Source organism: Neobacillus sedimentimangrovi, from assembly GCF_010614825.1.
Taxonomy (GTDB): Bacteria; Bacillota; Bacilli; order Bacillales; family Cytobacillaceae; genus Neobacillus; species Neobacillus thermocopriae.
Genome location: NZ_JAAFZF010000001.1, coordinates 134398 through 160872, shown reverse-complemented (window position 1 = coordinate 160872; position 26475 = coordinate 134398). Strand labels below are relative to the sequence as shown.

Here is a 26475-nt window from a genome sequence, read left to right as displayed (position 1 = left end):
CCCTCCTAACCATTAATTTGTTACGTCTACATTGCATGTCAATGAACCGTTTAGGGCAGCTTGCCGCTCATTCCATGTCATTGGAGGTAGTTCCCTCGGCACTTCAATCATGTCAATCGCACCATCCACAGGACAAACAATCGAACATAAATTACATCCAACACAATCTTCTTCCCGGACTTTCAGATAGCTTTTTCCATTTGCGTCTGTCAGCATGTCAATACACTGATGGGAGGTATCTTCACAGGCAATATGACATTTATTACAGTTAATACAGACATCTGTATTAATCCTAGCGACAATATTATAATTAAGGTCCAAATCGCCCCAATCTGAATATTTTGGAACGGATTTGCCAACAATGTCTGAAACGGAAGCAATGCCTTTACTGTCCAAATAATTGCTTAGCCCTTCAATCATATCCTCGACGATGCGGAAACCATGATGCATAGCTGCGGTGCACACTTGAACACCCGTAGCACCCATCAGCATGAATTCAACCGCATCCTTCCAATTGGAAATTCCGCCAATTCCAGATATTGGAACATTGACATTCGGATGTCTTGCACATTCGGCCACCATATTTAGAGCAATCGGTTTGACTGCCGGACCGCAGTAACCACCGTGAGCCCCTTTTCCAGCCACATGTGGGATCGTGTTCCAAGTGTCCAAGTCGACACCCATCAGCGAGTTGATCGTATTAATCAAACTGATCGCATCTGCACCGCCATTACAAGCCGCTTCCGCAGTTGCTGTAATATCGGTAATATTGGGGGTTAATTTGACAATAACAGGGGTTTTGGCCACCTCTTTCACCCAATATGTTTGTTTCTCTACTAATGCAGGTACTTGACCGGACGCTGCTCCCATTCCCCGTTCAGCCATTCCATGTGGGCAACCAAAGTTTAATTCAAGTCCGTCTACTCCTACGTCCTCGACTCGCTTAACAATTTCATGCCATTTTTCCTGCTTTGGTTCGACCATAAGTGAAGCAATGATGGCATGGTTAGGAAATTTCTTTTTCGTTTCATAAATTTCTTTTAAGTTCACGTCCAATGGGCGGTCAGTAATCAGTTCAATGTTGTTAAAACCAGCGACTCTTTGACCGTTAAAACTTAAGGCTGCAAAACGGGAACTTACATTCAAAATTGGGTCCCCTAGTGTTTTCCACACAGCTCCTCCCCAGCCTGCTTCAAAAGCACGCTGTACCTGGTAACCAGAGTTTGTCGGTGGTGCGGATGCAAGCCAAAATGGGTTAGGTGATTTGATACCTGCTAGATTAATTCGTAAATCAGCCATTCCATTTCCCCCTTTTCCAATCTCTTTAATTCTTTACGTTTCATCATTTTAGTTCACCGTTCCAACAGCTGAATATTGCTTATGAATGGCATAAGCAACCTCTTTTCCTTGCTGTGCTGCTGTTACAACCATCGCTTCCCCTTTACCTTTGCCAAAAATAATGTCTCCACAGGCAAACACTTTTGGATTGGAAGTTTGCATCGTTTCCTTATCTACCTTTACCACCCCTCCATCATGTTCAAGACCAAGCTGTTCAATTAGTGGCAAATGTCTTGTTTGACCGATGGCTTTAATCACCACATCAACTGGAATAATATGCTCTGAACCTTTTACTGGAACTGGACGACGGCGACCATCTGCATCAGGATCACCTAACTTCATTTTTAAACACTCAATTCCGGTAACTTTGCCATTTTCATCACCGATAATTCTTTTTGGTGCCGTTAACCAACGGAATTCTACTCCATCTTGTTTAGCAAATTCATATTCAAAGTCATATGCCGTCATTTCTTCGGCAGTTCGCCGGTATAAAATTTTTACGTTTTCCGCACCCAATCGAACCGAACACGTTGCACCGTCAATCGCGGTATTACCGGCACCGATCACAGCCACTCGCTTGCCGATAAAATCAAACGATAATGGGCGTTCTTTAGTGGACTTTACAAAATCAATGGCATCATAAACCCCTTCAAGTTCCTCTCCATCAATGCCGAGGTTAGGAACATGCCCCATACCGGCAGCCAAAACGATTCGGTCAAAACGATCTAACAATTCTTGAACTGGTATGTCCTTTCCGACAGCTGTATTTGTTCGAATTTTTACATTTAGTTTCTTCACTTGTTCCACTTCCCATAAGGCAATTTGTTGTGGCAACCTGAAAGAGACGATTCCATAAGTATTTAATCCTCCAGCCTTTTCGGCTGCTTCGAAAATGGTGACATCATAGCCTAATCTGGCAAGCTCTCTCGCAGCAGATAACCCTGCCGGCCCACCGCCGATTACCGCTACAGTTTTACCATTAGATGGTCCTGGTTCAAAAAGTGTTTTTTCATGTTGGATTGCCCAATCTGTGGCATATCTTTGCAAATGGCCAATCATGATTGGTTTGGTAGAATGGTTAAGGACACAAGCTCCTTCGCAAAGCTCTTCTGTCGGACAAACTCTTGCACAGCTTGCACCGACGGGGTTAGATGACAGAATGGTTTTAGCAGATCCTAGCAAGTTTCCTGAGGCAATTTTTTTAATAAAAGTAGGAATATCGATGCCTGTTGGACAGGCTTTGATACAGGGGGCATCATAACAATAGAGGCAACGATTCGCTTCTTCTAATGCTTCCCGGTTTGTTAGACCAGGCTCGACCTCTTGAAAGTTCCTTTTAAGGTCGGTTAATGAGATTCGTAGGTTTTTTTCATTAGCCAATAAAAACCCTCCTTTTATAGTAATAGTCAATTAGATTTATATAATTGAAAGCGCTTCATTTATTTAATACTTAAATACAACCCCCTTTTTCGGAAATATTAACAGAAAATTCTGCATTTAAATCTATTTTACAGTGTAATAGGTAGTTGAACACCTGACAACCTGTAAAATCATCGAACCAATAAATTAACCATTATGTAAAAAGTAAAAAAAATAGTCTATTCGGGATTTTATTTTCTGAATTATTTATAAATTTACCATAAACTTTTAAAAAAATTTGTAAAAAAATAGCGAGATCTTTCATGATCTCACTATTTTTTTATACTTAGTCTGTAATTCTATGAATATCTTTATATGAATGAAAGTGTTGTTTTATTTAGCAGATAAGTAAGCAAAAAAAGTTTTCGACAGATTCCTTGAAATTTATTGTTTGATGACAGTTTGACTAATAAAATGGTAAATCTGAATACTACTATTCTTGGTTTTCATTTTGATAATACTTCGATAGTTCAATAATCATCGCTCCCATTCTTTCAAGGTCAGGAACAATGATATTCTCTACACCTTCTTCTTTTAACGCCTCTGCCGTTACTTTTCCTACAGCCGCTGCCACTACCGTTTGACGATTAAAAATTTCACTAATCTCCTGATGAATCCCTTTTTTTCGTGCATAGTTAAATAGGGAATGAACTTGAGTCGCTGTTGTAAAACAAACTGCATCACAGTTGTTTTGCAATAACTCTTTCAACAATGACTCCACTATTTCCTCTTTCGGTTCAATATGGCGATATGGAAGAATTTTATGAACCTTTGCTCCTCTACTTTTGAAAAATTGAGTAAGTGCAGCAGCTTCTTCCCCATGTAGCTGGATCATGACTTTACCATTCGTAAAATCAACATTTCCAAGTGATTGAGAGAATCCTTTAGTCGTTCCATCTTCAGAAACTGCAGCAGGCACAATCCCTAATTTCTTTAAGATAGCTAACGTTTTATATCCCCTTGCTGCTGTCTTCGCTTCGAATACTCTTTTTAAAAACGAATCCTTTAGACCCAGTTTCTCTGCTATTTCTACAAGTGCTTCCGTGCCCATTCCGGTTGTGAATACTACCCAATCTGCCCCTTGTTCAACAAATTGAACTAAGTCCGGCTCCACTTCCTTCTCTGCAAAAAACACTGTACCTTGCAAAGGACGGTGGAGAGGGATTCCTCCCTGTCTTTCTATCAATTGGCTAATTTCCTCTATTTTACGTGAACCGCAAAAAGCTATTTTTCTTCCAGCTAACCTTTTATGCATTCGTCATACCTCACTTTATAAATACTTTAGTCCTAATCCTACCATTTCCTTTACGATTTGAAAGCCCCTTCCCCATTATTTTTTCATAAAAAATAGAGGCGTTCCAATCCGCCTCTACTTCTCTAATTTTCTGCTAACTTTGCTGTTGTTACATTTTTCGTAGCTGGTTTCATTTCACCAGGGTCTTCAGCTTGTTTTGCCCGTTTAATAAAGATTGCTAAAACAATGGCAACAGCAGCGATAAAGGTTGAAATTAAGAATGAATAGTTAATACCTTCTAACATGGCTTTCATGGCAATTTGTTGCTTCATTTGAGCAATTACTTCCGGTGTCGGTTGTTCTGTCATGTGTCTCATTGCTTCTTCACCAAGTGCCTTTGCTTCTGATTCTGTCCGATTGGACATAATTGTCACTAATAGCGCTGTTCCAATTGCACCTGCAACTTGGTTTAAAGTATTGTTCATGGCAGTACCGTGTGGATAAAAGCGGGCCGGTAATTGGTTTAACCCGTTAGTCGAAACTGGCATCATGACCATAGACATTCCAAACATGCGGATCGCATGAAGGGTAACCAAGTACGCATAACTAGTATCCATTGATAATTTACTAAAATAGTACGTCGTCACTGTCATTATGGTTAAGCCAGTAAGCGCTAATGGACGGGCACCAATTTTATCAAAGATTTTACCAGTAATAGGTGACATAAAGGCCATAACTAATGCCCCTGGCAATAGCATTAACCCTGCATCCATAGGGGTAATACCACGGATCGTTTGAACATAAATTGGGAGCAAAAGCATACCTGAAAACATAGCCATATTTACGACCATCGCAATGGCTGATGATAAAGCAAACATAGGGTATTTATAAATGCGAAAGTTTAGCAATGGTTGTTCTTGATTTAGCTGTCTTAAAATAAATACGATTAAGGATATAGTACCGATGATAATGGTTCCGTAAACATAAGGACTATCCCATCCTTTATTACCCGCAGAACTAAAACCATAAAGAATGCCACCAAAACCGACACTTGATAATAGTAGTGATAATACATCCAAACGGATGTCTACCTTTTCTTTTTTATCCTTTAATAAGAAAAAGCCAATGATTACCACAGCCGCGGCAATTGGCGTAACGAAATGGAACAACATTCTCCAGTCGTAATGTTCAATAATCCAACCTGACAAAGTAGGACCAATGGCAGGTGCAGCCATTAAGATAAGACCGAAAACCCCCATAGCTGCTCCTCTTCGTTCAACAGGGAAACTAACAAGCATGACATTCATTAATAGCGGCATCATGATCGCAGAACCCGCCGCCTGAATCATCCTGCCTGTTAATAGAAGCGGAAAAGCATGAGCAAATCCTGCTAAGATCGTACCAAATGTAAATAAACCCATAGCGGCCAAAAATATATGACGAACAGAATATTTTTGAATTAAATAAGCGGTCGCAGGGATTAAAATTCCGTTTACCAACATAAAACCGGTCGTCATCCATTGGACTGTGGAAGCATCAATATCCAGGTCCTTCATAATTGAAGGTAAAGCAATATTTAGTAACGTATTATTTAAAAACGCAATAAAAGCACCGACCATTAGTACAGCAATAATTCCATAAGGCGGGCGATTCGTTTCTTTTATAGAATTCCCCATTTAAATTCCTCCTTAAACTTATTGTTCAATTTTTTATACCCCTGTTACATACTTTCCTATAATATACCCGCTGTTCAATATTTGCAATAGAAAAATCTTCAATAAATAAAGGTTTGTCTTGCCAGAAAATTTAAGATACTATATTTTTATACTGATAGTACAAATGAAAAACAAGGTGATTAAATGAATGATCGCAAGCAGCATGTAGTCAAGATGGCTCATGAATTATTTATTAATAAAGGATTTCAGGCAACATCCATTCAAGATATCTTGGATTATAGTGGTATTTCAAAAGGGACCTTTTATAATTATTTTTCTTCCAAAAATGAACTATTAATGGCCATTTTCAAAACCATTTATAAAGATTTAGAAAAAAAGAGGAATGAACTTCTTATTGGTCAAGATCGGTCTGATATCGAAATTTTTATTAAACAAATTGAAATGCAATTAATGACGAATCGAAAAAACAGATTAATTCCCCTCTTTGAAGAAGTCATGGTTTCAAAAGATACGGAACTAAAAAAATTTCTTGAACAAGGCAAGTTAAGAAATATTCAATGGATTTATCATCGTTTAATTGATATATTTGGTGAGAGTAAGAAACCTTATTTATTAGACTGTGCGATTATGTTCATGGGAATTCTTCGTGAAAACATAAAATTTAATCGTCTATACAATGAATCAAGTGCCAATATTAGTCGAATTGTTCGTTATTCAGTAAATCGGTTAGTAAATATGGTTGCTGACCTATCAGAAAATAAAGAACAATTACTTCAGCCGGAGCTTGTAGAAAGCTGGTTTCCCAATTGTAAAAAACAACACCATGATTTGAACAAAAAGATACACAACATCATTTTTTTACTAAAAAATAATATTGGCTCAGATAAAAACCATATGAAAGCGAAAGAACTTTTGGAATTTATTGAAGAAGAGTTATTTGGTACGAAAAGTCCACGGAAATTTTTAATTGGAAGTGCGATTCTTTCTTTAAAAACCGAACATGAAGATGAATGGGGGAAGGATCTCTCCCAATTAGAACAATTATTAGAAGAATATTTTAAGCTGATCAAAGACTAAAACCCCTAAATGGGGTTTCTTTATTTAGATGAGAAAGTATAGTATAGTTTTCGAGAATTGTCTAGCTCCAGCCCCCTAGCGGCTAGTATCCTTCGGTCTCCGCCCTACGATAAGTCAACATCGAATCGCTTTCGGCTCTTCGTGTTTCCTTTATCTCAGTTGGTGAGCACCACAAGGAATGCTTCGGCAGCATCAACATCGCACGACCGAAAGCGTTAGCTTTTGGGAGGAAGCCATACGCCGCTGACCAGGGTGCTTCCGCTTTTCTAAAATCATAAGAAATTATCTTTTGACTTTGATAACTGTCTAGCTCCAGCACCCTAGCGTCTAGTGTCTTTCGGTCTCCGCCCTACGATAAGTCAACATCGAATCGCTTTCGGCTCTTCGTGTTTCCTTTATCTCAGTTGGAGACCTCCAAGCCATACGCCGCTGACCAGGGTGCTTCCGCTTTTCTATGTACTTAATTAAAAAATGCTTTTTGGATTTCCCATATGAAATAATCGTTGGAATATTGTCTTACTTCTACTACTGCGTCTTCTCCGTTATTTGAAAATATTAACCCTGATCCTATTTGCTCTTTATATTCCCAGCCTTTTGAAATCATGAAGTCTTTCACTACTTCATATTCACGGTTTCCTTTAATTTGAGATAAATAGCGTCTACGTTTTTCAGTTTTAGCTAATAGGACGTATTCAGAGCTGGATAATTTCAGTTTAAATGCAGAAACAATGAAAGCAATTGGATTTCCTTGTTGATGGAGTACAGGCCCAATGTGATTAAGGTATAAACAAGATCCCATTACCATTAAAATCATTAAAATAAAAAACGTTTTCCTTATTTGCTCCATAGGCCCGCCTCCTTCAAACTGGTCCTAACTATAAGACGGAAAAGATAGCCAATTTATTTCATATTTTTTCAAAAACTCTTCTATTACACCAATTACTAATGAAAAAAGACTATTATCGTGAAGTTAATAGTCTTTATGTCAATGCCCTTGCGCGTAAAGTGCTTGGTATTCTGCTGATGTTCTAATTTCTACGGTGAGTTTGCCTTTTCCATATATGGTTTTTATTAATAGTGGAACACCTGTCGTATTTTGGAAACGGAAATCTTTTACGCCATATGCTACAGTGGCATCACGTCCTGCTGGGACATATCCAATTGATAGTGAATGATTATGCCATTCAATATATTTCACCCCTAATTGATCAATGGAATTAAATAATGTGGATGAAGTTTGACAAATTCCTCCACCAATACCATCAACCAATTTCTTATTAATAATTTCCTTCGCAGGCTGATATCCATTTTCGGCTGTTCCCGGCCCTACCATTGTATTAAAGGAAAAAATATCATTTACCCCAACAATAACGTTATTGATTGCCTGAGCAGATAGTTCAATATTTTTTGAGCGTCCCACGACCCCGCTATTAAAATAAGTCGAAAAAGAAGAAAGGACGACGTCATCCAAATTAGGAATGTCTTCAGGCTTATATCCACTTTCCGTTACATAAATAGGAAGTTCCACCTCTCCACCATTTACGGATGCCTCCATTACTTTCTCCACTAATTCAGATTCCTTTAGAATTACTTGTGGCTTTCCTTTCATAATTTGGCCATTTTCATCAATTCGATCCAGAACCATTCTCTGGTCAATACCCGGAGTAGTTTCTGTACCTCTGGCCAGTTCCTTCGCCCATCTTTCTAATTCCTTTCTATATTTTTCTTTGTCCGTATGAAATCCCATTTCTGAAGGATTAATCGTTCTAACAATACTTTTTGTCCTAGGATCAATGACTTTTACCTCAATCTGCTTATGATCTTCTTTTTTTGAGGATTCTTCCGTTGTTTGCTTTTGATGATGGGTTGGTTCAGTCTTTTTAGCTATTGGATCATTTGCCGTTATTCCAGTACATCCTGCCATAACAACTAAACTTGCCATTAATAAAATTGCGAATACACATTTTCTTTTTCCCATTCCTCAACTTCTCCTCTAACTCATATACATGAGTATTTCTTGAAATGGTTATGAATAACTCCACCAACTATCTTATTCGTGGAAGCATAACCATATCACTTACAATGAAGGATGATTCTTCATTCTTTTAATAAAGACTGTTTTGAAATGGAAATTGTTACAACAATTATGAATCTATTGAAATTTTACCAATTTTATGGAAAGGGAAAAAGAAAAATCCCCGATATTTATATGGGGGATTATGCGCTAAATGATATTATTTTCGTTTTTTCTTTTGATCTTTTGTTAAGCGTCCTAGGATAAATGCGCCTGCTGCTACGCCTAGGATCGTATTTGTTTTTTTGTTAAATACTTGCTTAACTACAAGATTCAAGTTTTGTGGTCTTTCTGCAAGACGACGCATGAAATAGCCATACCAGTCATTTCCAAATGGTACATACGTACAGAAGTTATAACCTTCTTTGGCTAATTGTAATTGCATATCTTTTCTAAAACCGTAAAGCATTTGGAATTCAAACTTATCATTAGGTATATTATGCTTTTTCACGAATTGCTTAACATGGTTAATAATTCGATGATCATGTGTAGCTATAGAAGTAAATTTCCCATTTAGTAAATGCCATTCGATAAGCTTAATGTAATTGGCATCAATATCTTTTTTGTCTTGATAAGCGATTTCAGCTGGTTCTTTATAAGCTCCTTTTACTAGACGAATGCGATAATTTTGATATTTTTCAAGCCATTCTTGAGCTTTGTGGAAATAGGCTTGAATAACCGTACCAACATTATCGTATTCCATAGATAATTCATCAAGAAGATCAAACGTTGGCTGTAAATGTTTGAAATCTTCCATGTCTATATTGACAAACATATTATATTGGCTAGCTTTATGAACAATTTCTCGGATATTATTCAAGCAAAATGAATAATCGATATCAAGGCCTAATTGTGTAGGTTTTAATGAGATATGTGCATCTGCATTATTGGCATGAATCGCCTCGATTACTTTCAGTATTTGCTCTTTGGCCTCATTTGCCTCTTCTTCTTTATAAACAAACTCACCTAAATTATCAACTGTACATGAAATTCCATGGGCATTAAGTTCTTTAATACTTTTAATTGCCTCATCAATATTGGTTCCAGCTACAACACTTTGTGCTCCTAATTTTAGCCCATATTTTTTAGCAGCACTATTAAGAAGTTGATTTTGAGATAAAGCCATAAAGAAATCTTTCAGCATCTTGATTGCTCCTTACTGTTGAAATAGTAACAATAATTACATTATAGCATACGCTTTCAAAAAATATTTTTTTTGGAATTTTCTAAATGAAATAAAAAGATTTTTCTATTACAACCCTATAAATTATATTTTTCTCCAATACCGTTTCACTATGTATTCTACCTTTAGTTTATTAATTGGATAAAATTTGATGTAAAAAAGAAAGGAGGAAATGTTGAGATTCCTCCCTATTCCATAAATGAATTTTCTTCTGTCTCCCACTTAGATACTTCTTCGCGAACCCTTGGTGCTACTTCTGTTCCCAATAATCTTATGGCATTCATGACATCTTCATGAGGCATGGTGCCAACAGGTACATGCAGCATAAAACGTGTGATGCCAACATGTTTTCGAAGGTGAATGATTTTTTCAGCGACTGTGTCAGGATCCCCTACATAAAGGGCGCCTTCCAAACTTCTTGCCTGATCAAATGTTGAACGGTCATAATACCCCCAGCCCCGTTCTCGACCCAAGACGTTCATGACATACTGAGTAGGAGGGAAAAATTTTTCCGCAGCTGTTTGTGTGTCCTCTGCTATGAAACCATGAGAATGAGAAGCTACAGGAAGCTTGGATGGATCATGACCGGCTTTTGCGGCCGTTTTTTTATAAAGTTTAACAAGTGGAGCAAAGTGTCTAGGGCTTCCTCCAATGATCGCAAGAACAAGCGGCAGTCCAAGTAGGCCAGCTCGGACGACAGATTGAGCATTACCACCACTTCCAATCCATACTGGTAAAGGATTTTGAACCGGTCGTGGATACACCCCTAAATTGTGAATAGCCGGACGGAATTTTCCTTTCCAATTCACTTTTTCCGACTGAGTGAGTTGTAACAACAGATCCAGTTTCTCTTCAAAAAGTTGATCATAATCCTTTAAATCAAACCCAAACAGTGGAAATGATTCGATAAACGAGCCCCGTCCTGCCATAATCTCAGCCCTACCATTTGAAATTCCATCCAGGGTAGCAAAATCCTGAAACACCCTGACAGGATCTGCAGATGACAGGACGGTCACAGCACTTGTTAAGCGTATCTTTTTTGTTTGAGGTGCAGCAGCCGCTAAAACAACAGCAGGTGATGATGCAGCGAAATCTTCTCGATGGTGCTCACCGACACCAAAAACATCCAGACCCACCTGATCCGCCAATATAATTTCCTCAACTACCTCACGCAAGCGCTGGGCGTGACTAATCACTTTTCCGGTCTGAACATCTGGCGTTGTTTCAACAAATGTACTTATCCCTATTTCCACAATTAGATCCCTCCTTGATGGTTAAATACCATCTCACTATGTACCTATTTTCATGTTAAATTTAAATGAATTCAAGTGTTTCGAAATTTTTGAAGTTAAAATTCTTATAATTATTAGGAATCCAAAAATCTACCAAAAAAATTTGGGAAAGAGACACTTTAACTTCCTACCAGGAACAACTATTTCAGTAGTAGGATTTTAACAACAAATAAAAAAAAGCATCGGTTTCTAATTAGAATACCGATGCCTTTTTCCTTTAGTCATGAAAATTTGTTCCGTCCGTTACAGCCTTAACGATTCCAGCACGAATGACAAAGTCACCAAAATGCTCACCATCGTTCCGTTCTTTTGCATAACGGCTTAGTAAAACACGAAGTTCGTTTAAGATTTCTCCTTCCCCGATGTTTTCTCGGTACAATTTATTCAGACGGGAGCCGTTGAAAGCACCACCAAGGTACAAATTGTATCTGCCTACCGCTTTCCCGATTAAGGCAATCTCCGCAAGGGCCGGACGGGCGCAACCATTCGGACATCCTGTCATTCGAATCGTAATTTCCTGGTCACGCAAGCCATTTTCATTAATTATTTCTTCAATTTTATCAATAAGTGTAGGGAGATATCGTTCACTTTCTGCAAATGCCAAACCACAGGTTGGAAGAGCCACACAGGCCATTGAATTTCTACGAAGGGCAGTATGGTGTGCTCCGTCGGATAAACCGTATTGTTTCATTAGTTCATCGATTTGATCCTTTTTCTCGCTTGAAACATTTGCAATGATTAGGTTTTGATTAGGTGTTAAACGAAAATCACCCGTATGAACTTTTGCAAGCTCCCTTAATGCTGTTTTAAGTTTATAATCTGGAAAATCCTTTACACGGCCATTTTCAATAAACAATGTATAATGCCATTTGCCGCCAGTTCCTTCCACCCAGCCATATCGATCGCCATTATGGTCAAAATGATATGGTTTGGCTTCTTCTAATTTCCATCCAAGACGAGATTCCAACTCTTCCTTCACGTTTTCAAGTCCCAGCCGGTCAACGGTATACTTGAATCGTGCATTTTTACGCACTGAGCGATTTCCATAGTCGCGTTGAATTTCAATGGTTTTTTCAGCGACTTGCACGATTTTTTCTGGTGCACAAAAACCAATGACTTTTGCTACTTGAGGATAAGTCGCTTTATCACCATGGGTGCTTCCCATACCACCGCCAATCGCTACATTAAATCCTATTAATTGATCGTTTTCAACGATTGCGATAAAACCTAAGTCTTGCGAGAAAACATCTATATCGTTCGATGGTGGTACAGCAATTCCAATTTTAAATTTTCGTGGCAAATAAGTTGGTCCGTACAATGGCTCTTCTTCTACCTCTGGAGTACCTGCCACTCTTTCTTCATCGAGCCAAATTTCATGATAGGCCCTTGTGCGTGGTAATAAATGTTCACTCAACAACTTCGCCCATTCATAAACCTCACCATGTATATAGGATTGATATGGATTCGGGTTGCACATCACATTTCTGTTGACATCTCCACAAGCCGCAAGCGTCGTTAACAAGGTTTTATGGATTTCTTGAATCGTTTGTTTCATATTCCATTTTAAAATACCATGAAATTGAAACGACTGGCGTGTTGTTAACTTGATTGTGCCATTCGCGTTTTTTGTTGCAAGTTCATCTAAAACAAGCCATTGTTCAGGAGTCACTACTCCACCTGGAGCTCGAACACGCAACATAAACTGGTAGGCAGGTTCTAATTTTTGCTTTTGTCGTTCATTCCGCAAATCGCGGTCATCTTGCAAATAACTACCATGATGCTTCATGAGACGGTTGTCATCATCAGGGATCCCAGCACTTAAACGGTCTTCCATGGCTTCCTTCAGGGTACCACGCAAGTAGTCACTTTCTATTTTTATACGTTCGACATCACTTGGCTTGCCATCTGGTGCCTTCAGAATTTGCTTTGTCGTCATGTTGAAAAAACTCCTCTCTATCCAAATCAGTATACATCGCGCTGATAACGTTTTTGCTGTTGCATAGTGGAAAGATATTCTTCTGCCTGCTCACGGCTCAAATTCCCTTCATTTTCAATAATCTCAAGTAGTGTTTGATGAACATCGTGAGCCATATGTTTCTCATCCCCACAGATGTATACATATGCGCCTTCTTCAAGCCATGTAAATAGTTCTTTACTATGCTCAAGCATGCGATGCTGCACGTAGACTTTTTCTTCCTGATCTCGAGAAAAAGCAACATCCATTTTCGTCAACACACCGTTTTTCAACCAATTTTGCCATTCGGTCTGGTAAAGAAAATCTGTCACAAAATGCTGATCACCAAAGAACATCCAAGCCTTTCCTTCCGCTCCCTGTTCTTCACGCTCTTGCATAAATGAACGAAATGGTGCAACACCAGTACCTGGGCCAATCATAATTATAGGCGCCTCTGGATCTGCTGGAAGTTTAAAGTTTTCATTATGCTGAATAAATATAGGCACTGTATCCCCAGGTTTTAAACGCTCTGCCGCGAATATGGAGCAAACTCCTTTGCGTTCACGTCCATGCGCATGATATCGAACGGCACCAATGGTCAAATGAACCTCATCTGGATTGGCTGTCAAACTGCTTGCTATCGAATAAAGCCGCGGTGGGATTTTTCGAAGGACAGAAACGAATTCTTGAGCAGAATCTCCCCATGAACCAAAGTCACGAATCAAGTCGAGAAGATCACGACCATTCATATAGGCCTTTAATTTTTCCTCATTGCCTGGTGATACGAGATCCTTCAATGCTTCATTGTGAGAAAGCTTTGAAATTTTTTCGATAAGGCCTTTCGTTAATACGGTAATTTCATAATAACTCGTTAAGGCCCCTTGAAGGGTACGGGAGTCTCCATCTTTCACGGTTACGGTTTCTTCTGCCTCCCACGGAAGAACTTGGAGCAGTTCTTCGACTAATACAGGATCATTTTCCGGATATATACCAAGGCTATCTCCTGGTTCATAGTGTAAGCCAGAGCCTTCAAGCGATAATTCCAAGTGTCGTGTTTCTTTATTGGAACCACGTCCGTTTAAATTTAAATTTTCAAGAACTTCTGCTCGAAACGGGTTGCTTCTCGAGTACGTGGATTCAACTGCGGTTGCTGCTGCGATTGGAATAGGAGCAGCACTTTCCCCTTGTGATTCATTTAAACTGCTTAGTACCCCTTGAAGCCATTCAGCGGCTGGTACATCATAATCAACATCACAGTCAAACCGTGGATAAAGGCGTGTGCCTCCTAAGTCTTCTAGACGTTTATCAAAGTCTTTACCCGTCTGGCAGAAAAATTCGTATGAACTATCACCAAGAGCCAGTACAGAGAATTGTAAGTGATCCAGCTTTGGAGCACGTCTACTGTGCAAAAATTCATAGAAAGAGCGTGCATTATCTGGTGGCTCACCTTCCCCATGGGTACTTGCAATGATCAGTAGGTTTTTTACTTTTTTCAAATTGTTTGGTTTAAAATCACTCATGGCAGAAACAGTAACTTGAAATCCGTTTCCTTCTAGAGTGGAAGCTGCTTTTTGGGCAAGTCCTTTTGAATTACCAGTTTGTGACCCATATAAAATCGTCACTTCTTTTGATTGAATTGATCCGCTATTTGAAGCATTTTGTACTGCGTTTGTTCCAGGAACGAGAGTAGTCGCTGATGCGGCTAAATAACCACTTAACCAAACTTTTTGAGTTTCTGTTAAGGTTGGCATCAGACGGTTAAGGAGCTCTGTTTGTTCCTGACTAAACGGACTGTTGATCACTTGAAGCTGCACCAAATCCATCCACCTCACAAAGTTGTTATTGTTTATCTTTAAAAATTTTCACAAAAAATAGATTACTATCATCATAGTTTTACTATTCCTATAAGTCAAGTCGGTTTTATTTGTTTTATTTCTTGCAAAACTTAATTATTTATTACTAATTGAACTTTACCGAAAGTTCTTTCATTAGTAAAATAAATATTAATAATTGGAACTATTAATAAAACTAATAAAAGGCGTGAATTCATTGAATTACGACGAATTAAAGACTTTTGTCACTCTTGCAGAAGTAAAAAATTTTACAAAAACAGCGGAAATGCTTCTTATGTCACAGCCAAGTGTGAGCCTACATATAAAAAATCTTGAGGCAGAATTTCAAACAAAATTATTTTTGCGCTCACCAAAATTTCTCCAGATTACTCCAACAGGTGAACTTTTGTATGAGCGTGCGAAAAAAATGCTGACTATCTACGAGCAAACGAAACAGGATATTTTGGAACACCACCACATCATTAAAGGAGAATTAAAGATTGGAGCAAGCTTTACGATCGGTGAATACATCCTTCCTCCACTCCTATATGACCTTCAGCAACACTATCCTGAATTGAAACTCGAAGTGATGATTGGGAATACAGAGGAAATCGTCAAAGCTGTTCGGTTATATCAAGTAGATGTTGGTTTAATTGAGGGACAAACAAATGATAAGGAGATCTGCGTTCATACTTTTATGAAAGATGAATTGTTTATTGTATCATCCCCTCATCATGAACTTGCTAAAAAAGAGGAAGTGACCATGGCTGACCTGCAAAATCAGTCATGGGTAAGTAGGGAAGCTGGATCAGGTACTGGAGGGTACCTCAATCATGTCATTCGTTCAAATGGTCTTAAAGTAAAGTCACTGCTGACAATCAGTAGTAACCAAGGAATTAAAGAAATGCTGATCAATGGGATGGGACTGTCGCTCTTGTCCTACAGTGTTATTGAACGGGATGTCCAGCATGGGAATCTTTCTATCATAAAGGTAAAAAATCAATCATTTATCAGAACTCTATCCTATATTTATGCCCCGATGATGACGGATAAGCGAAATGTGAAAACCTTTATCAATGCCTTATTAAACAAATGGCCGAACGAAGGATGAATTTATTCATAAGAAGATGACGATTACTTAAACGATCCCTGGTTATCGCTTACAGAATGATCTTATAATCCCTTACATCAAATTCTGGCATTTTCAAAGGGCTACCCTTAAAGTAATTAACCATCGTTTTTAATGTATGAATAGTTGGCGGTGCTAACAAAATTTTGTCAGATTCATAGGCGGATAATGCTTCTTCTGGTGAGAGCCATATTGTGTCGCTAATTTCATGGGTATCCGGTTTTGGGGTTTGGCCTTTGGGTAGCCTTGCCAAAAAGAAACGTGTATCAAAACGAATTTTATAGAGGCTCGGTGTAATAATTTGCCCAATATACGTTAAACTTTCAAGATGAAGATAAATTTCTTCCTTCATTAAGATATGTAAAAAAGAAATTTCACCATTTAGGAGACGGCGGCGGTACTCCTGTATGGAATCTTCACTTAATACAACTGTCGTCCCGTCTTTCCGCTTGCAAAGTAGGACACCAGCCTCTTCAAATAACTCTCTTGCCGCTGCGATATAATAGGCTCGATCAAAAGAGCGGTCGATATTTTCATCGGTAATAAATTCAGTATCATAAATCGCATCTTCCTTTTCTACTCCCCCTCCAGGGAATACATAATAACCGCCCATAAATTTCATGGACTGTGGTCTTCTCGTCAAATAGATTCTTGAGGAATCATCCATTAAAACGACTGTGGAAGCAGGTTTTGGAATCACTGCCATTTGTAAACCACCTTTCAAAATTGGCTTCCTTTCATAATATTCCACTACCACTCATCATTTCCCTCTCTATTAATGAAAAAATGAGTCATTATTCAACCTCACAAAAAAAGCACACTGATCTCCCAGTGTACTTTTAATAGCCTTCATTTTTCATTTAAAAATTAAAACAAATGAAACATGCCTTTTTTATGACAATTGGTTGTTGCTTTCATTTAGCATATCCTTCACATCTTGAGTAATTTTATGATAGCTTTGGTTTACCCTATCCATAACTGCTTCATTGTCTGATTGCTTTACTTCGTTTTTATTTTTTTGTTTATTCGTATGTTCCATGTGCTTCACCTCCATTTTTTAGCATGTGTAATGGAGTTCAATTTATTACATTGCTTGATTTTGAGTTTACATAATAATATTATTTTATAATTGAATCACCAGTATACAATCTCTATATGATTTTGGTTAGGGTAATCCGTATGAGGGTTTGTAGAAATATTTTATATAATGGCCTTAAATGGGATACAATGGTTTTAGATTTTGGAGGTGAGAAGATGATTCGGACTCTCAAATTGATTGCTTTCATATTCCTATTAACTACATTATGGCCTGTTATTGAAAATAAGATTGATAATGATAAATTTGCCAAGACAATGGATCGTATTCAGTCGCAAATTGATCAATGGGACGAAAACCCAACTGTTTTGAGAGCCATTGATCCAGTTATTGAATCGATTCAATCCTTCCTAGCTCAGTTAAACATTCATGTTGACTGGCCAAAAGATTCACAGAAAGAATCACCTCTCGTACAAAAGCCGGAATTACAAGTCCCTGCTGAGCAAACCTTCTCCATTCATAATGTGGAACTTGGTTACGATAAATCCGTAGTTGAGCAGCAAACCGGTCCTGCAAAACGAGAAACACGAAATGAATATGGATTGAAATGGCACGCTTATCATAAAGATTTTCATAACTTCTTTATGGCAATGTATGATAGTAACAATAAGGTGGTTGGTTTATATACCAATCAGGATCTTATTGCTTCGAAAAATGGTATTCGCATAGGAACCTCGAAAGAGATGGTATTAGAGGTACTTGGAAATCCCATGACAGGGATTCAAAAAGGAATGACGATTTATCAATTTCAAGAAGATAGAAATTATGATGTATTTGAGCTAGATGGTGCTTATGTAACGGTTTTTTATGATAAGTATGAGGGAAATACAGTTACTGCCATGCAAATCATAAGTAAGAGTGTAGAACAGAAAAAACGCGATTTTTACACCAAAGCCAGCCAAGAGTTATCAATCGGTTTTGAATACCAAATGTTCGATTTAACCAATGCTACTCGTGTCCAACATCAATTGCCCATTCTTATATGGGATGATCATGTGAGTAAAACAGCACGAAAACATAGCTTGGATATGGCGGAAAAGCAGTATTTTGATCATACCAATCTCGAAGAAGAGTCGCCTTTCGACCGAATGAAAGAAGATCATGTAAACTTTCGTTTAGCTGGTGAAAACTTGGCATATGGGCAGTTTAGCAGCATTTTTGCCCATGAAGGGTTAATGAACTCCTATGGGCACCGAAAAAATATTTTGCAGAAGGATTTTGAATATTTAGGAGTAGGAGTCGCCTTTAATGAGGAATCACACCCCTACTATACACAAAATTATTATGCCAACTAAGAACTCCAGCGTATGCATTAGTTTTTTCTAATTGGTTACATTATATACGAGCAATTTTTTTCATTGCTCAAAAAATCGTCGGGAGTGATGTATCATGGCTAGAAACAAACTTTTGGTTCCTGGTGCAGGCAATGTTCTGAACCAAATGAAAGAGGAAATCGCCAATGAGTTTGGAGTGAAGCTTGGTGCAGATACGACCGCACGAGCCAACGGTTCAGTTGGTGGCGAGATGACAAAACGTCTTGTTGCCTATGCTGAACAAGCATTAAGAAATCAACAAGGTCAGTAACCTGTGATTTCTCATATGGGGCTGTCCGGAAAGTGGTATTTCAGCCGAAATCTTTATAAAAGCAAAACCCAAGAATGCTGTTAAATCAACATTCTTGGGTTTTTAATTTGGGTTCATTTTTCTCTTAAATGGACTTTTTAGACAGCCCCTTTTTGAAACATGAATGAATGTGGATAGAGAATTTTTTACGAACGTTTATTGATCCCTCTTCTTGCCTGGAAAATCACCTTTTTGATTTCCTTTTCTAGCCTTTCAACAAAATTGGTTATCGCTTTGTCTGCCCCTCCATTTACTACTCTTTGGCCAACTATAGCAAGCGTCCCTGTTAAAACTGGATCTGCTTGAAGATGGATTTTCGTTGTCCCTTGTTGGTCCCGCAAAAATACATCAATGACCGCCTGAATATCACCTAGATTGCCTTTTCCATTAACTTGAAGTCGATAAAAAGATGGCATTTTTTCCTGAATAATTTCTATTTCTAATCTAAATACATCTTTGATAGGACCAAATTGGAGATCCCATTCACAATAGTAAACATCTTCTGACGTTTTCGTAAAAATTTTACATCCATTAATGGCGTTTTGAAGTACTTTTTCATCTTTTATCCATTTCCATACCACTTTCCTCGGTAAATGAATGGTATGGTGGTAATCCATTTTCACCCTACTCCCCCCAGTTGAAAAATTCGTTAATTAGTCTATTCATGAATGTTTTTAATGTTAAAGTAGAAGCACGAAAACAAAAAATGTCAGGCGCTAGAAGCACGTGACATTAGGAATGTTAAGTTAAAAATAAAATTTATCCCCTCTTTACTTACTCGGATCTTGGAAGACAATATAGTAAACCCCGGCTACAAGTAAATCAATTGCTTGTCCCTACTTGATGAAACATGAAAGAGAAGAACTGGTTTTATTTCTTTTTCTTTTTGGACGTATCGGCTACAACGGTTTTTGTTTTTTTGACTGGCTCTAAGGTGACTTGTACATGAAATGTTTTTTCATCAATTGGTTCTAAACTAGTGACTTTGGCTTTTCGCCCTTTAATTTTTAATTCTTCCCCTTCTTTCGGGACTTGTCTTAATAACTGACAAAGCAAGACATTTTTGTTTTCAAGAAAATGGACAGCAAACATTTGACCTCACCTTTTTCATTTGAAATGTAGTACAAAGCATGTACCCTTAAAACCAATATATGATTCGGATGAAGCCTAATGACTATTTTACCTATTTAATGTTTCCACCGAGCAAAATATAAACGCTATTTTTTAAGATATATAGAAAAAAACAAGATTTTACGCTTGAAATGACCTTTTCGGAAAAAGCTTTGAGAAGAAACAAAATGTGAAGGAAGAGAAATAGGATGATGATCTTAATTGGATAAAAAAACGCCCTCCTGATGAGACGTTCATTCAGGAAGGGCGGAAAAATGGATTACTCGAACAATGGACTTACCGCTTTTTGATTATGTACACGATCGATTGCTTCCACTAATAATGGAGCCACTGATAAGGTCGTGATTTTTTCTATTAGCTTGTCTTTAGGATGCAAAATAGTGTTCGTCACTACTAACTCCTTAATAGCAGAAGATTCAATTTTCGAAATCGCATCCCCTGAAAAAACAGGATGGGTACAGCAAGCATACACGGCTTTTGCCCCTCTCTCCATTAAGGCATTGGCACCTGATGTGATCGTAGTAGCCGTATCGATCAAATCATCAATGATAATCGCGGTTTTCCCCTCAATATTACCAATGATGTTCATAATGTCAGACTCATCATGTTCCGGCCGGCGTCGATCAATTAAGGCAATCGGAGCATTTAATAGACTAGCCATCTTCCTTGCTCTCACGACTCCACCATTATGTGGAGCGACAATGACGATATCTTCTAACTCTTTATCTTTAAAATAGGAAGATAAAATAGGAATGCCTGTTAAATGTTCCACTGGAATATCAAAAAATCCTTGAGCTTGTGGCGCATGAAAGTCCAGTGTAATTACTCTAGAAGCCCCAGCCGTTTCCAAAAGATTGGCTATTAATTTAGCGGTAATCGGTTCACGGGAACGAGCTTTTCGGTCTTGGCGAGCGTAGCTAAAATAAGGCATGACAACATTGATGTTTTTCGCCGAGGCCCTTTTTAAAGCATCAATCATAATGAGGAGCTCCATGATATGCTCATTAATGGGTTCAGAGGTAGACTGAACAAGAAATACATCACTGCCCCGCACACTATCATCGATATGAATTTGAATTTCTCCGTCACTAAATCGTGTAACAGAGCTTTTCCCGAGCTCACATCCTAAATAGTCCGCCATTTCCTTAGCAAGTTCTGGATTAGAATTCAAAGTAAACATTTTAAAATCTTGTTTAAGAAAATAAGTCACTATTTTTCCCCCTATATGTGAATTGATGGATTGACTGGATTCGTTTGCTCAACATGGTGATGACTGTTTCTATTTTGACATAAAAACATAAAAAATGCGAAAATCGTACTTATTTGTTAAAGATAGGTGTACCTTTTTTTTGCAAAGTATGTAAGTTTTCTATTCCTTGACCATCAAAATTATGTATAACCAAAATATAGTAAAATGTTTAACATTTACTAATAAAATTCATTATACCGGCAGTTCTGTAATAGTTGAAGCAGTATATTGGGTATCTGAAATAACCATTTTGTAATGATTTCGAATAAATTAAAAGGGATAGAGCCAGATTTTCGTATGTTCCGTTCATTAATATTTTTAGAACAAGCAGGAATTACCTCAGCAAGAATAGAATGATTGTAAGGGATTATTCTTGCGGGAGGAATTCCATGCTGACCGAAAAAGAATTAAAAGAAATTAAAGCATTACAATTACTTTGTGAGAAACATGGCGGATTTCAGTTAAAATTAAATGATGTCATGTTACAAAATCGAACGGAAAACGTGAAAGAAGATTTCTTCCATTATGAAGACGGCCAGCTTGTCGGTTTTCTCGGCTGTTATGGATTCGGCAATAAAGTTGAGATTTGTGGAATGGTGCATCCGGATTATCGAAGAAGAGCGATTTTTTCTACATTACTAGAAAAGGGATTAGCAGAATCCAAAAAGCGAGGATTTAAAAGAATCTTGTTAAATGCGCCTACCTCGTCTGTTTCAGCCAAGGAGTTTTTAAAAACCATTCCTTGCTCCTATACCATTACGGAATATCAAATGAAATGGCAGAAAACGGATTTATTCATAGATTCGTCCGTAACAATTAGGCCATCTTTAACAAATAATGACCGTGAAGCAGAAATTCAACTCGAAGTATTGTGCTTTGGTTTTGCTGAAGAAGAGGCAAGAAAATATAATCAAGAACTGACAGAAAACAGCACCGAACAAAAACTCATCATCGAAGTGGAAGGAAAAATAGCAGGAAAAATTCGTGTTTCCGAGGTGAATGGTGAAGCTTGGATTTATGGGTTTGCTGTATTTCCAGAACTCCAAGGAAAAGGAATTGGAAGAAAAGCCCTTTCAAAAGTCGTCGCAATGGAACACGAAAAAGGACTGCCTGTTTTTTTAGAAGTAGAAGCCAAAAATGCCCATGCACTAAGGCTTTATGAATCAGTTGGATTCAGAACTTACCATTCCCAAGATTATTATACCTGTCTAAAATAAAAGCCTTCCTTAAAGCACCCGAGGGCATGTTAAAAGTCCCAGTGCTTTAAGGAGGCGAGCGTCCTACTAAAAACAGTATGTTCACACATAATGACATCTTTTGTAAACAAATTCTTTCCCCCGCTACAATCTCTAGCTTTCCTTCAAACCAACGATTTTTCCCATTCACACCTTAAAATTTTCAAGAATAGACTAAGTGAAAAAGGATGGATAACAATGTCTATCACGCTACCTGTCTGTATCAGGCCATTAATGATCAGCCTGGGAACGGATAAAAAGGTATTATATCCCCAAGTATACAACCTCCGAAACAAAGAATTCGAAAGTATGATCAACCAAGCAATTGTTCAACAAACACAATGGATGATCGACAAACAAGCGGGAAATATGCCAACAAGTGTGGTTGAAATGCTAGGTTCGTATGAAATCAAAAATAACCAGCGTGAAGTATTAAGCCTAACACTTTCTAATTACACTTATCATTATCACGCCGCACATGGAATGACTTATATAAAATCTTTAACTTTTGACCTTCAAAAAGGACAACAATGCGAATTGAAAGACCTATTTAAACAGGGGAGCGATTATGTTGAAAGGCTATCCACCTTGATCCAACAACAAATCAACGAACGAAACGTTCCACTTCTTGATACCTTCACTAGCATAAAACCAAATCAAGACTTTTACATCGCTGACAAAACCATTGTTATCTATTTCCAACTATATGAAATTACACCCTATGTCTATGGCTTCCCCATGTTCCCAATCTCCGTTTACAGTATTCAAGACATCATTAACGAAAACGGCCCCCTCGGACGCATGGCGGTAAACAATTGATCAAAAAGCTGCCTAACACCAAAAATAGGTTTGTTTATCATGGACAAATATTTGGATTTAAATTAGAATTTGTTCGTATAAGTGCATGAAAGAAATGGTGAGGACCATGTATTGGTCCTCCCTGTCTTTTAACCATTCGTGAGATTGGACAAAAAGGAGTGATGGATTTGATCAATGTATTATTTGTTTGCCTCGGTAATATTTGTCGCTCACCGATGGCGGAAGCATTGTTTCGCGACTTAGTGAAAAAAGAAAATTTATCGGACAAAATCTTTGTTGATTCCGCTGCTACGAGTTCTTGGCACATTGGATCACCCCCGCATAAGGGAACACTTGAGATTTTGAATAAATACAACATCTCATCTGATGGATTAATCGGTCGCCAATTAACAAAAGAAGACTTTGAAAAATTTGATTATATCGTTGGGATGGATGAAAGCAATATTAAAAATATTACTGCGATAACCAATAAAGCAAAACGTCCACAAATTATTCGCCTACTTGATTTGACGGAACATAAGAAAGATGTTCCTGATCCATATTACACAGGAGATTTTCAAGAAACCTACCAACTTGTTTCAGAAGGATGTAAGGCATTACTAGAGAAAATTCGTCAAGAAAAAAACTTAACATAGATTCACATTCAATATAAAAATGGGAAACTCAATTTGATCAAGTTTCCCATTCAGCTTTCAATCAAAGCCGTTCCTTCCAATTAGTTTGTTTTTTGATGGAAGCAATCTTCACATATGAAACTTCCTTCATGTTTTAGAAACGCTTTTATTTCAGTAAAACCTTTACGCTTTGGATAACGCATTTTAATATAAGCAACCTCATCCCCCTTGATTTCCTTCCCACATTTTGTACACTTCGGTTCCTCTCCAAACATTTTTATCTCTCCTATTAGTTTTACTTACATTTATTATAAAATAATTACATAAAATTTCCATCAACTACTATTTGTGAACTTAGAAAGAGGTAAAGGGTTAACCATTTCTATCATCTCTAATGTGATTCCAAACCTTATTTAAATGCCTTTTGTATTTATACTTTATGGTCAACTGATTTCAGGTGTCTTTTTTAAGGGACGGTTTAGGATGTAGATTTGGGTATTGGAAAAAAATACGTTTTAAAATGGATGCATTGATTGCTTGTAGGCAGAATTATCAACCTGAATTTTATGAGTACAATCCTATTGACATACAATATTCACAATTTTATACTATAACAGTTATCAAAAATAATTATCAAATATAACTATTTTTAGAAAGGAGTTACCTGTGAAGCAACATCAACAAATCTTTCATGACCTGTCCTTTACGATTCGACCATTTGATACACAGTTAAGCGAGATTTTGCGGAATCATGGGATTCAACGTTCGGAATGGTCTGTGCTTTATACCATTTTTCATGAACCTGATATTACGGCAGCAGAACTTGCCAAACGCTTAACCTTTGAAAAACCAAATATGACAAGAATTATTAAAGATTTAACCAACGCAGGTTATATCAATGTCGAAACATCAGCAGAAGACAAACGAAGAAAACATCTACGCATTACACCTTTAGGAAAAGAAAAATATTTAGAGGCACGCGTTACAATTGACGCTTTTGAAATGGAAATTTTAGAGGGTGTAACGGAAGAGGAGCGGATCCATTTACTTCGTATTCTTGAGAAAATACGCACAAATTTAAATAGGAGAGTTGGATAATAAAACATGAGTAACACAAAAGAAAAGTTATGGACGAAGGATTTTATCATCGTATCCATTATAAACTTAATTGTCACATTAATTTTCTACTTATTAATGGTGACCACATCATCCTTTGCTGTTAATGAATATCATGCCACAGCGAGTCAAGCAGGTTTAGCAACAGGGATTTACATTGTCGGGGTATTAATCGGTCGTTTATTTACAGGACGAGTGATCGGCGCAGTTGGGGTTAAAAAAATCCTGATTCTAGGGTTAGTCGCCTTTATCTGTACGACTGGTCTTTATTATATTTATGCGGGAATTATATTTTTGCTCATTAGTCGGCTCATTAACGGGATGACTGCAGGGATCACTTCAACGGCAACAGGAACCATGGTTGCCCAAATTGTTCCAATGAGTCGTAAAGGAGAAGGAATTGGCTACTTCAGCATGAGTGCAACACTTGGTACGGCCATTGGACCTTTCCTAGGTATTTTCTTAACACGTTTTACCTCTTACAATATGATTTTCTTCCTTTGCTTGATTTTAGGAGCATTTGCTCTAATGATCGGCTCTACACTAAAACAACCAGCCATGAAAAAAATAACAAAAGCAAAACAACAATCAAAACAAGCTTTTAATATTAAAAACTATATCGAACCAAATGCGATGGGGATCGCCATCGTAACTTTCTTTATGTCATTTGGATATGCAGCCTTATTAGCATTCCTTACCTTCTTTGCAGAGGAACGTCATTTAATGACCGCCGCAAGCTTTTTCTTCCTTGTATATGCGATTGCCATTTTACTAACACGACCATTTAGCGGTCGTTTCATGGATACAAAAGGTTCAAACTTTGTCATGATACCTTGTTTTATCTTATTCGCTATTGGATTATTTTTGGTCAGTGTAGCCCATTCAGGCGGTCTTTTATTAATCGCTGCTGCGATTGTTGGTGTTGGCTATGGTAACTTACAATCTGGTGCTCAAGCAATTGCTATAAAGCTTACGTCACCTGAGCGATCAGGGTTAGCCACCTCTACCTTCTTTATCGCATTAGACGCTGGTCTTGGCTTCGGCCCTTCCATTTTAGGTGCCATCCAACCTGCCATTGGTTATGGTAAGTTATTTATTGCCCTGAGCTTCATTACCATACTCTCGCTAGCACTATACATTGTCCTACATGGTCGAAAAGACAAAAAACTTATCCGAATTCAACAATATCACAAAAGTTTAGGACATCATTAAGTTATAGCTTCTAAATTCAATGGGACTGTCCGGAAAGTGGTATTTCAGCCGAAATCTTTATAAAAGCATAACCCAAGAATGCTGTTAAATCAACATTCTTGGGTTTTTAATTTGGGTTCATTTTTCTCTTAAATGGACTTTTTAGACAGCCCCATTCGTTTTTACATTTATT

Annotated in this window: 24 protein-coding genes; 9 read left to right on the top strand and 15 right to left on the bottom strand. The window is 37.8% G+C overall.

Annotated elements, in window-relative coordinates; translation table 11 throughout:
• Nucleotides 1-12: 12 nt before the first annotated feature.
• The 4 genes from preA to GZA11_RS00825 form a co-directional block, all read right to left on the bottom strand.
• Entirely contained in the window at nucleotides 13-1299 is a 1287-nt protein-coding gene (gene preA, locus GZA11_RS00840; RefSeq protein WP_038535229.1) for an NAD-dependent dihydropyrimidine dehydrogenase subunit PreA, read from the bottom strand.
• Nucleotides 1300-1347: 48 nt separating this feature from the next.
• The gene (locus tag GZA11_RS00835) at nucleotides 1348-2718 is read right to left on the bottom strand and encodes an NAD(P)-dependent oxidoreductase (RefSeq protein WP_163182558.1); all 1371 of its coding nucleotides are present in this window, start codon (nucleotides 2716-2718) and stop codon (nucleotides 1348-1350) included.
• 472 nt (nucleotides 2719-3190) lie between these two features.
• Nucleotides 3191-4012 (bottom strand): uroporphyrinogen-III synthase, encoded by an 822-nt coding sequence (locus GZA11_RS00830; protein WP_163182557.1) that lies wholly within the window; start codon nucleotides 4010-4012, stop codon nucleotides 3191-3193.
• Between the two features lie 122 nt (nucleotides 4013-4134).
• Nucleotides 4135-5667: a DHA2 family efflux MFS transporter permease subunit gene (locus GZA11_RS00825; RefSeq protein WP_163182556.1), complete on the bottom strand. Its 1533-nt coding sequence runs from the start codon at nucleotides 5665-5667 to the stop codon at nucleotides 4135-4137.
• A gap of 183 nt (nucleotides 5668-5850) precedes the next feature.
• Between GZA11_RS00825 and GZA11_RS00820 the strand changes: the two genes are divergently transcribed.
• A complete protein-coding gene (locus tag GZA11_RS00820; protein ID WP_038535236.1) occupies nucleotides 5851-6744 on the top strand; it encodes a TetR/AcrR family transcriptional regulator in 894 nt (297 codons plus the stop codon).
• A gap of 460 nt (nucleotides 6745-7204) precedes the next feature.
• Here GZA11_RS00820 and GZA11_RS00815 read toward each other — a convergent pair whose 3' ends face one another.
• From GZA11_RS00815 to GZA11_RS00790, 6 genes are all read right to left on the bottom strand, one after another.
• Nucleotides 7205-7591 carry a hypothetical protein gene (locus GZA11_RS00815; protein WP_163182555.1) on the bottom strand — a complete coding sequence of 129 codons (387 nt, stop codon included), beginning with the start codon at nucleotides 7589-7591 and terminating at the stop codon, nucleotides 7205-7207.
• Nucleotides 7592-7729: 138 nt separating this feature from the next.
• Entirely contained in the window at nucleotides 7730-8722 is a 993-nt protein-coding gene (locus GZA11_RS00810; RefSeq protein ID WP_163182554.1) for a VanW family protein, read from the bottom strand.
• 256 nt (nucleotides 8723-8978) lie between these two features.
• Entirely contained in the window at nucleotides 8979-9962 is a 984-nt protein-coding gene (locus GZA11_RS00805; RefSeq protein ID WP_038535240.1) for a proline dehydrogenase family protein, read from the bottom strand.
• Between the two features lie 227 nt (nucleotides 9963-10189).
• A complete protein-coding gene (locus tag GZA11_RS00800; RefSeq protein ID WP_163182553.1) occupies nucleotides 10190-11254 on the bottom strand; it encodes an LLM class flavin-dependent oxidoreductase in 1065 nt (354 codons plus the stop codon).
• A 256-nt stretch (nucleotides 11255-11510) separates the two neighbouring features.
• Entirely contained in the window at nucleotides 11511-13229 is a 1719-nt protein-coding gene (cysI, locus tag GZA11_RS00795) for an assimilatory sulfite reductase (NADPH) hemoprotein subunit (RefSeq protein ID WP_163182552.1), read from the bottom strand.
• A gap of 26 nt (nucleotides 13230-13255) precedes the next feature.
• The gene (locus GZA11_RS00790) at nucleotides 13256-15061 is read right to left on the bottom strand and encodes an assimilatory sulfite reductase (NADPH) flavoprotein subunit (RefSeq protein ID WP_163182551.1); all 1806 of its coding nucleotides are present in this window, start codon (nucleotides 15059-15061) and stop codon (nucleotides 13256-13258) included.
• 235 nt (nucleotides 15062-15296) lie between these two features.
• Between GZA11_RS00790 and GZA11_RS00785 the strand changes: the two genes are divergently transcribed.
• On the top strand, nucleotides 15297-16190 hold the full coding sequence (locus tag GZA11_RS00785; protein ID WP_038535250.1) for a LysR family transcriptional regulator: 894 nt from the start codon (nucleotides 15297-15299) through the stop codon (nucleotides 16188-16190).
• A gap of 49 nt (nucleotides 16191-16239) precedes the next feature.
• On the opposite strand, the gene GZA11_RS00780 is transcribed toward GZA11_RS00785, so the two are convergent.
• Together GZA11_RS00780 and GZA11_RS00775 are read right to left on the bottom strand one after the other, a co-directional pair.
• Nucleotides 16240-16914 (bottom strand): NUDIX hydrolase, encoded by a 675-nt coding sequence (locus GZA11_RS00780; protein WP_144242945.1) that lies wholly within the window; start codon nucleotides 16912-16914, stop codon nucleotides 16240-16242.
• A 186-nt stretch (nucleotides 16915-17100) separates the two neighbouring features.
• Nucleotides 17101-17247, bottom strand: a complete 147-nt coding sequence (locus tag GZA11_RS00775) for a hypothetical protein (protein ID WP_158332790.1) — start codon at nucleotides 17245-17247, stop codon at nucleotides 17101-17103.
• 215 nt (nucleotides 17248-17462) lie between these two features.
• Between GZA11_RS00775 and GZA11_RS00770 the strand changes: the two genes are divergently transcribed.
• Both GZA11_RS00770 and GZA11_RS00765 read left to right on the top strand, forming a co-directional pair.
• Nucleotides 17463-18599 carry a CAP domain-containing protein gene (locus GZA11_RS00770; protein ID WP_163182550.1) on the top strand — a complete coding sequence of 379 codons (1137 nt, stop codon included), beginning with the start codon at nucleotides 17463-17465 and terminating at the stop codon, nucleotides 18597-18599.
• Between the two features lie 94 nt (nucleotides 18600-18693).
• Entirely contained in the window at nucleotides 18694-18888 is a 195-nt protein-coding gene (locus tag GZA11_RS00765; protein ID WP_038535255.1) for an alpha/beta-type small acid-soluble spore protein, read from the top strand.
• A 185-nt stretch (nucleotides 18889-19073) separates the two neighbouring features.
• On the opposite strand, the gene GZA11_RS00760 is transcribed toward GZA11_RS00765, so the two are convergent.
• The 3 genes from GZA11_RS00760 to GZA11_RS00750 all read right to left on the bottom strand — a co-directional run bounded on the left by GZA11_RS00760 (nucleotide 19074) and on the right by GZA11_RS00750 (nucleotide 21268).
• Nucleotides 19074-19544, bottom strand: a complete 471-nt coding sequence (locus GZA11_RS00760) for a CoxG family protein (protein WP_231314126.1) — start codon at nucleotides 19542-19544, stop codon at nucleotides 19074-19076.
• A 253-nt stretch (nucleotides 19545-19797) separates the two neighbouring features.
• Complete coding sequence (locus GZA11_RS00755) at nucleotides 19798-20019, bottom strand: hypothetical protein (RefSeq protein ID WP_038535257.1); 222 nt, start codon at nucleotides 20017-20019, stop codon at nucleotides 19798-19800.
• A 298-nt stretch (nucleotides 20020-20317) separates the two neighbouring features.
• Complete coding sequence (locus GZA11_RS00750; protein WP_268926741.1) at nucleotides 20318-21268, bottom strand: ribose-phosphate diphosphokinase; 951 nt, start codon at nucleotides 21266-21268, stop codon at nucleotides 20318-20320.
• Nucleotides 21269-21696: 428 nt separating this feature from the next.
• Between GZA11_RS00750 and GZA11_RS00745 the strand changes: the two genes are divergently transcribed.
• The 5 genes from GZA11_RS00745 to GZA11_RS00725 all read left to right on the top strand — a co-directional run bounded on the left by GZA11_RS00745 (nucleotide 21697) and on the right by GZA11_RS00725 (nucleotide 26303).
• Nucleotides 21697-22524: a GNAT family N-acetyltransferase gene (locus GZA11_RS00745; protein ID WP_163182548.1), complete on the top strand. Its 828-nt coding sequence runs from the start codon at nucleotides 21697-21699 to the stop codon at nucleotides 22522-22524.
• Between the two features lie 216 nt (nucleotides 22525-22740).
• A complete protein-coding gene (locus tag GZA11_RS00740) occupies nucleotides 22741-23361 on the top strand; it encodes a DUF3298 and DUF4163 domain-containing protein (RefSeq protein WP_163182547.1) in 621 nt (206 codons plus the stop codon).
• Between the two features lie 167 nt (nucleotides 23362-23528).
• On the top strand, nucleotides 23529-23996 hold the full coding sequence (locus tag GZA11_RS00735; RefSeq protein ID WP_163182546.1) for a low molecular weight protein-tyrosine-phosphatase: 468 nt from the start codon (nucleotides 23529-23531) through the stop codon (nucleotides 23994-23996).
• Between the two features lie 645 nt (nucleotides 23997-24641).
• Nucleotides 24642-25073, top strand: a complete 432-nt coding sequence (locus GZA11_RS00730; RefSeq protein ID WP_163182545.1) for a MarR family winged helix-turn-helix transcriptional regulator — start codon at nucleotides 24642-24644, stop codon at nucleotides 25071-25073.
• 6 nt (nucleotides 25074-25079) lie between these two features.
• Nucleotides 25080-26303 (top strand): MFS transporter, encoded by a 1224-nt coding sequence (locus tag GZA11_RS00725; RefSeq protein ID WP_163182544.1) that lies wholly within the window; start codon nucleotides 25080-25082, stop codon nucleotides 26301-26303.
• Nucleotides 26304-26475 lie beyond the last annotated feature (172 nt).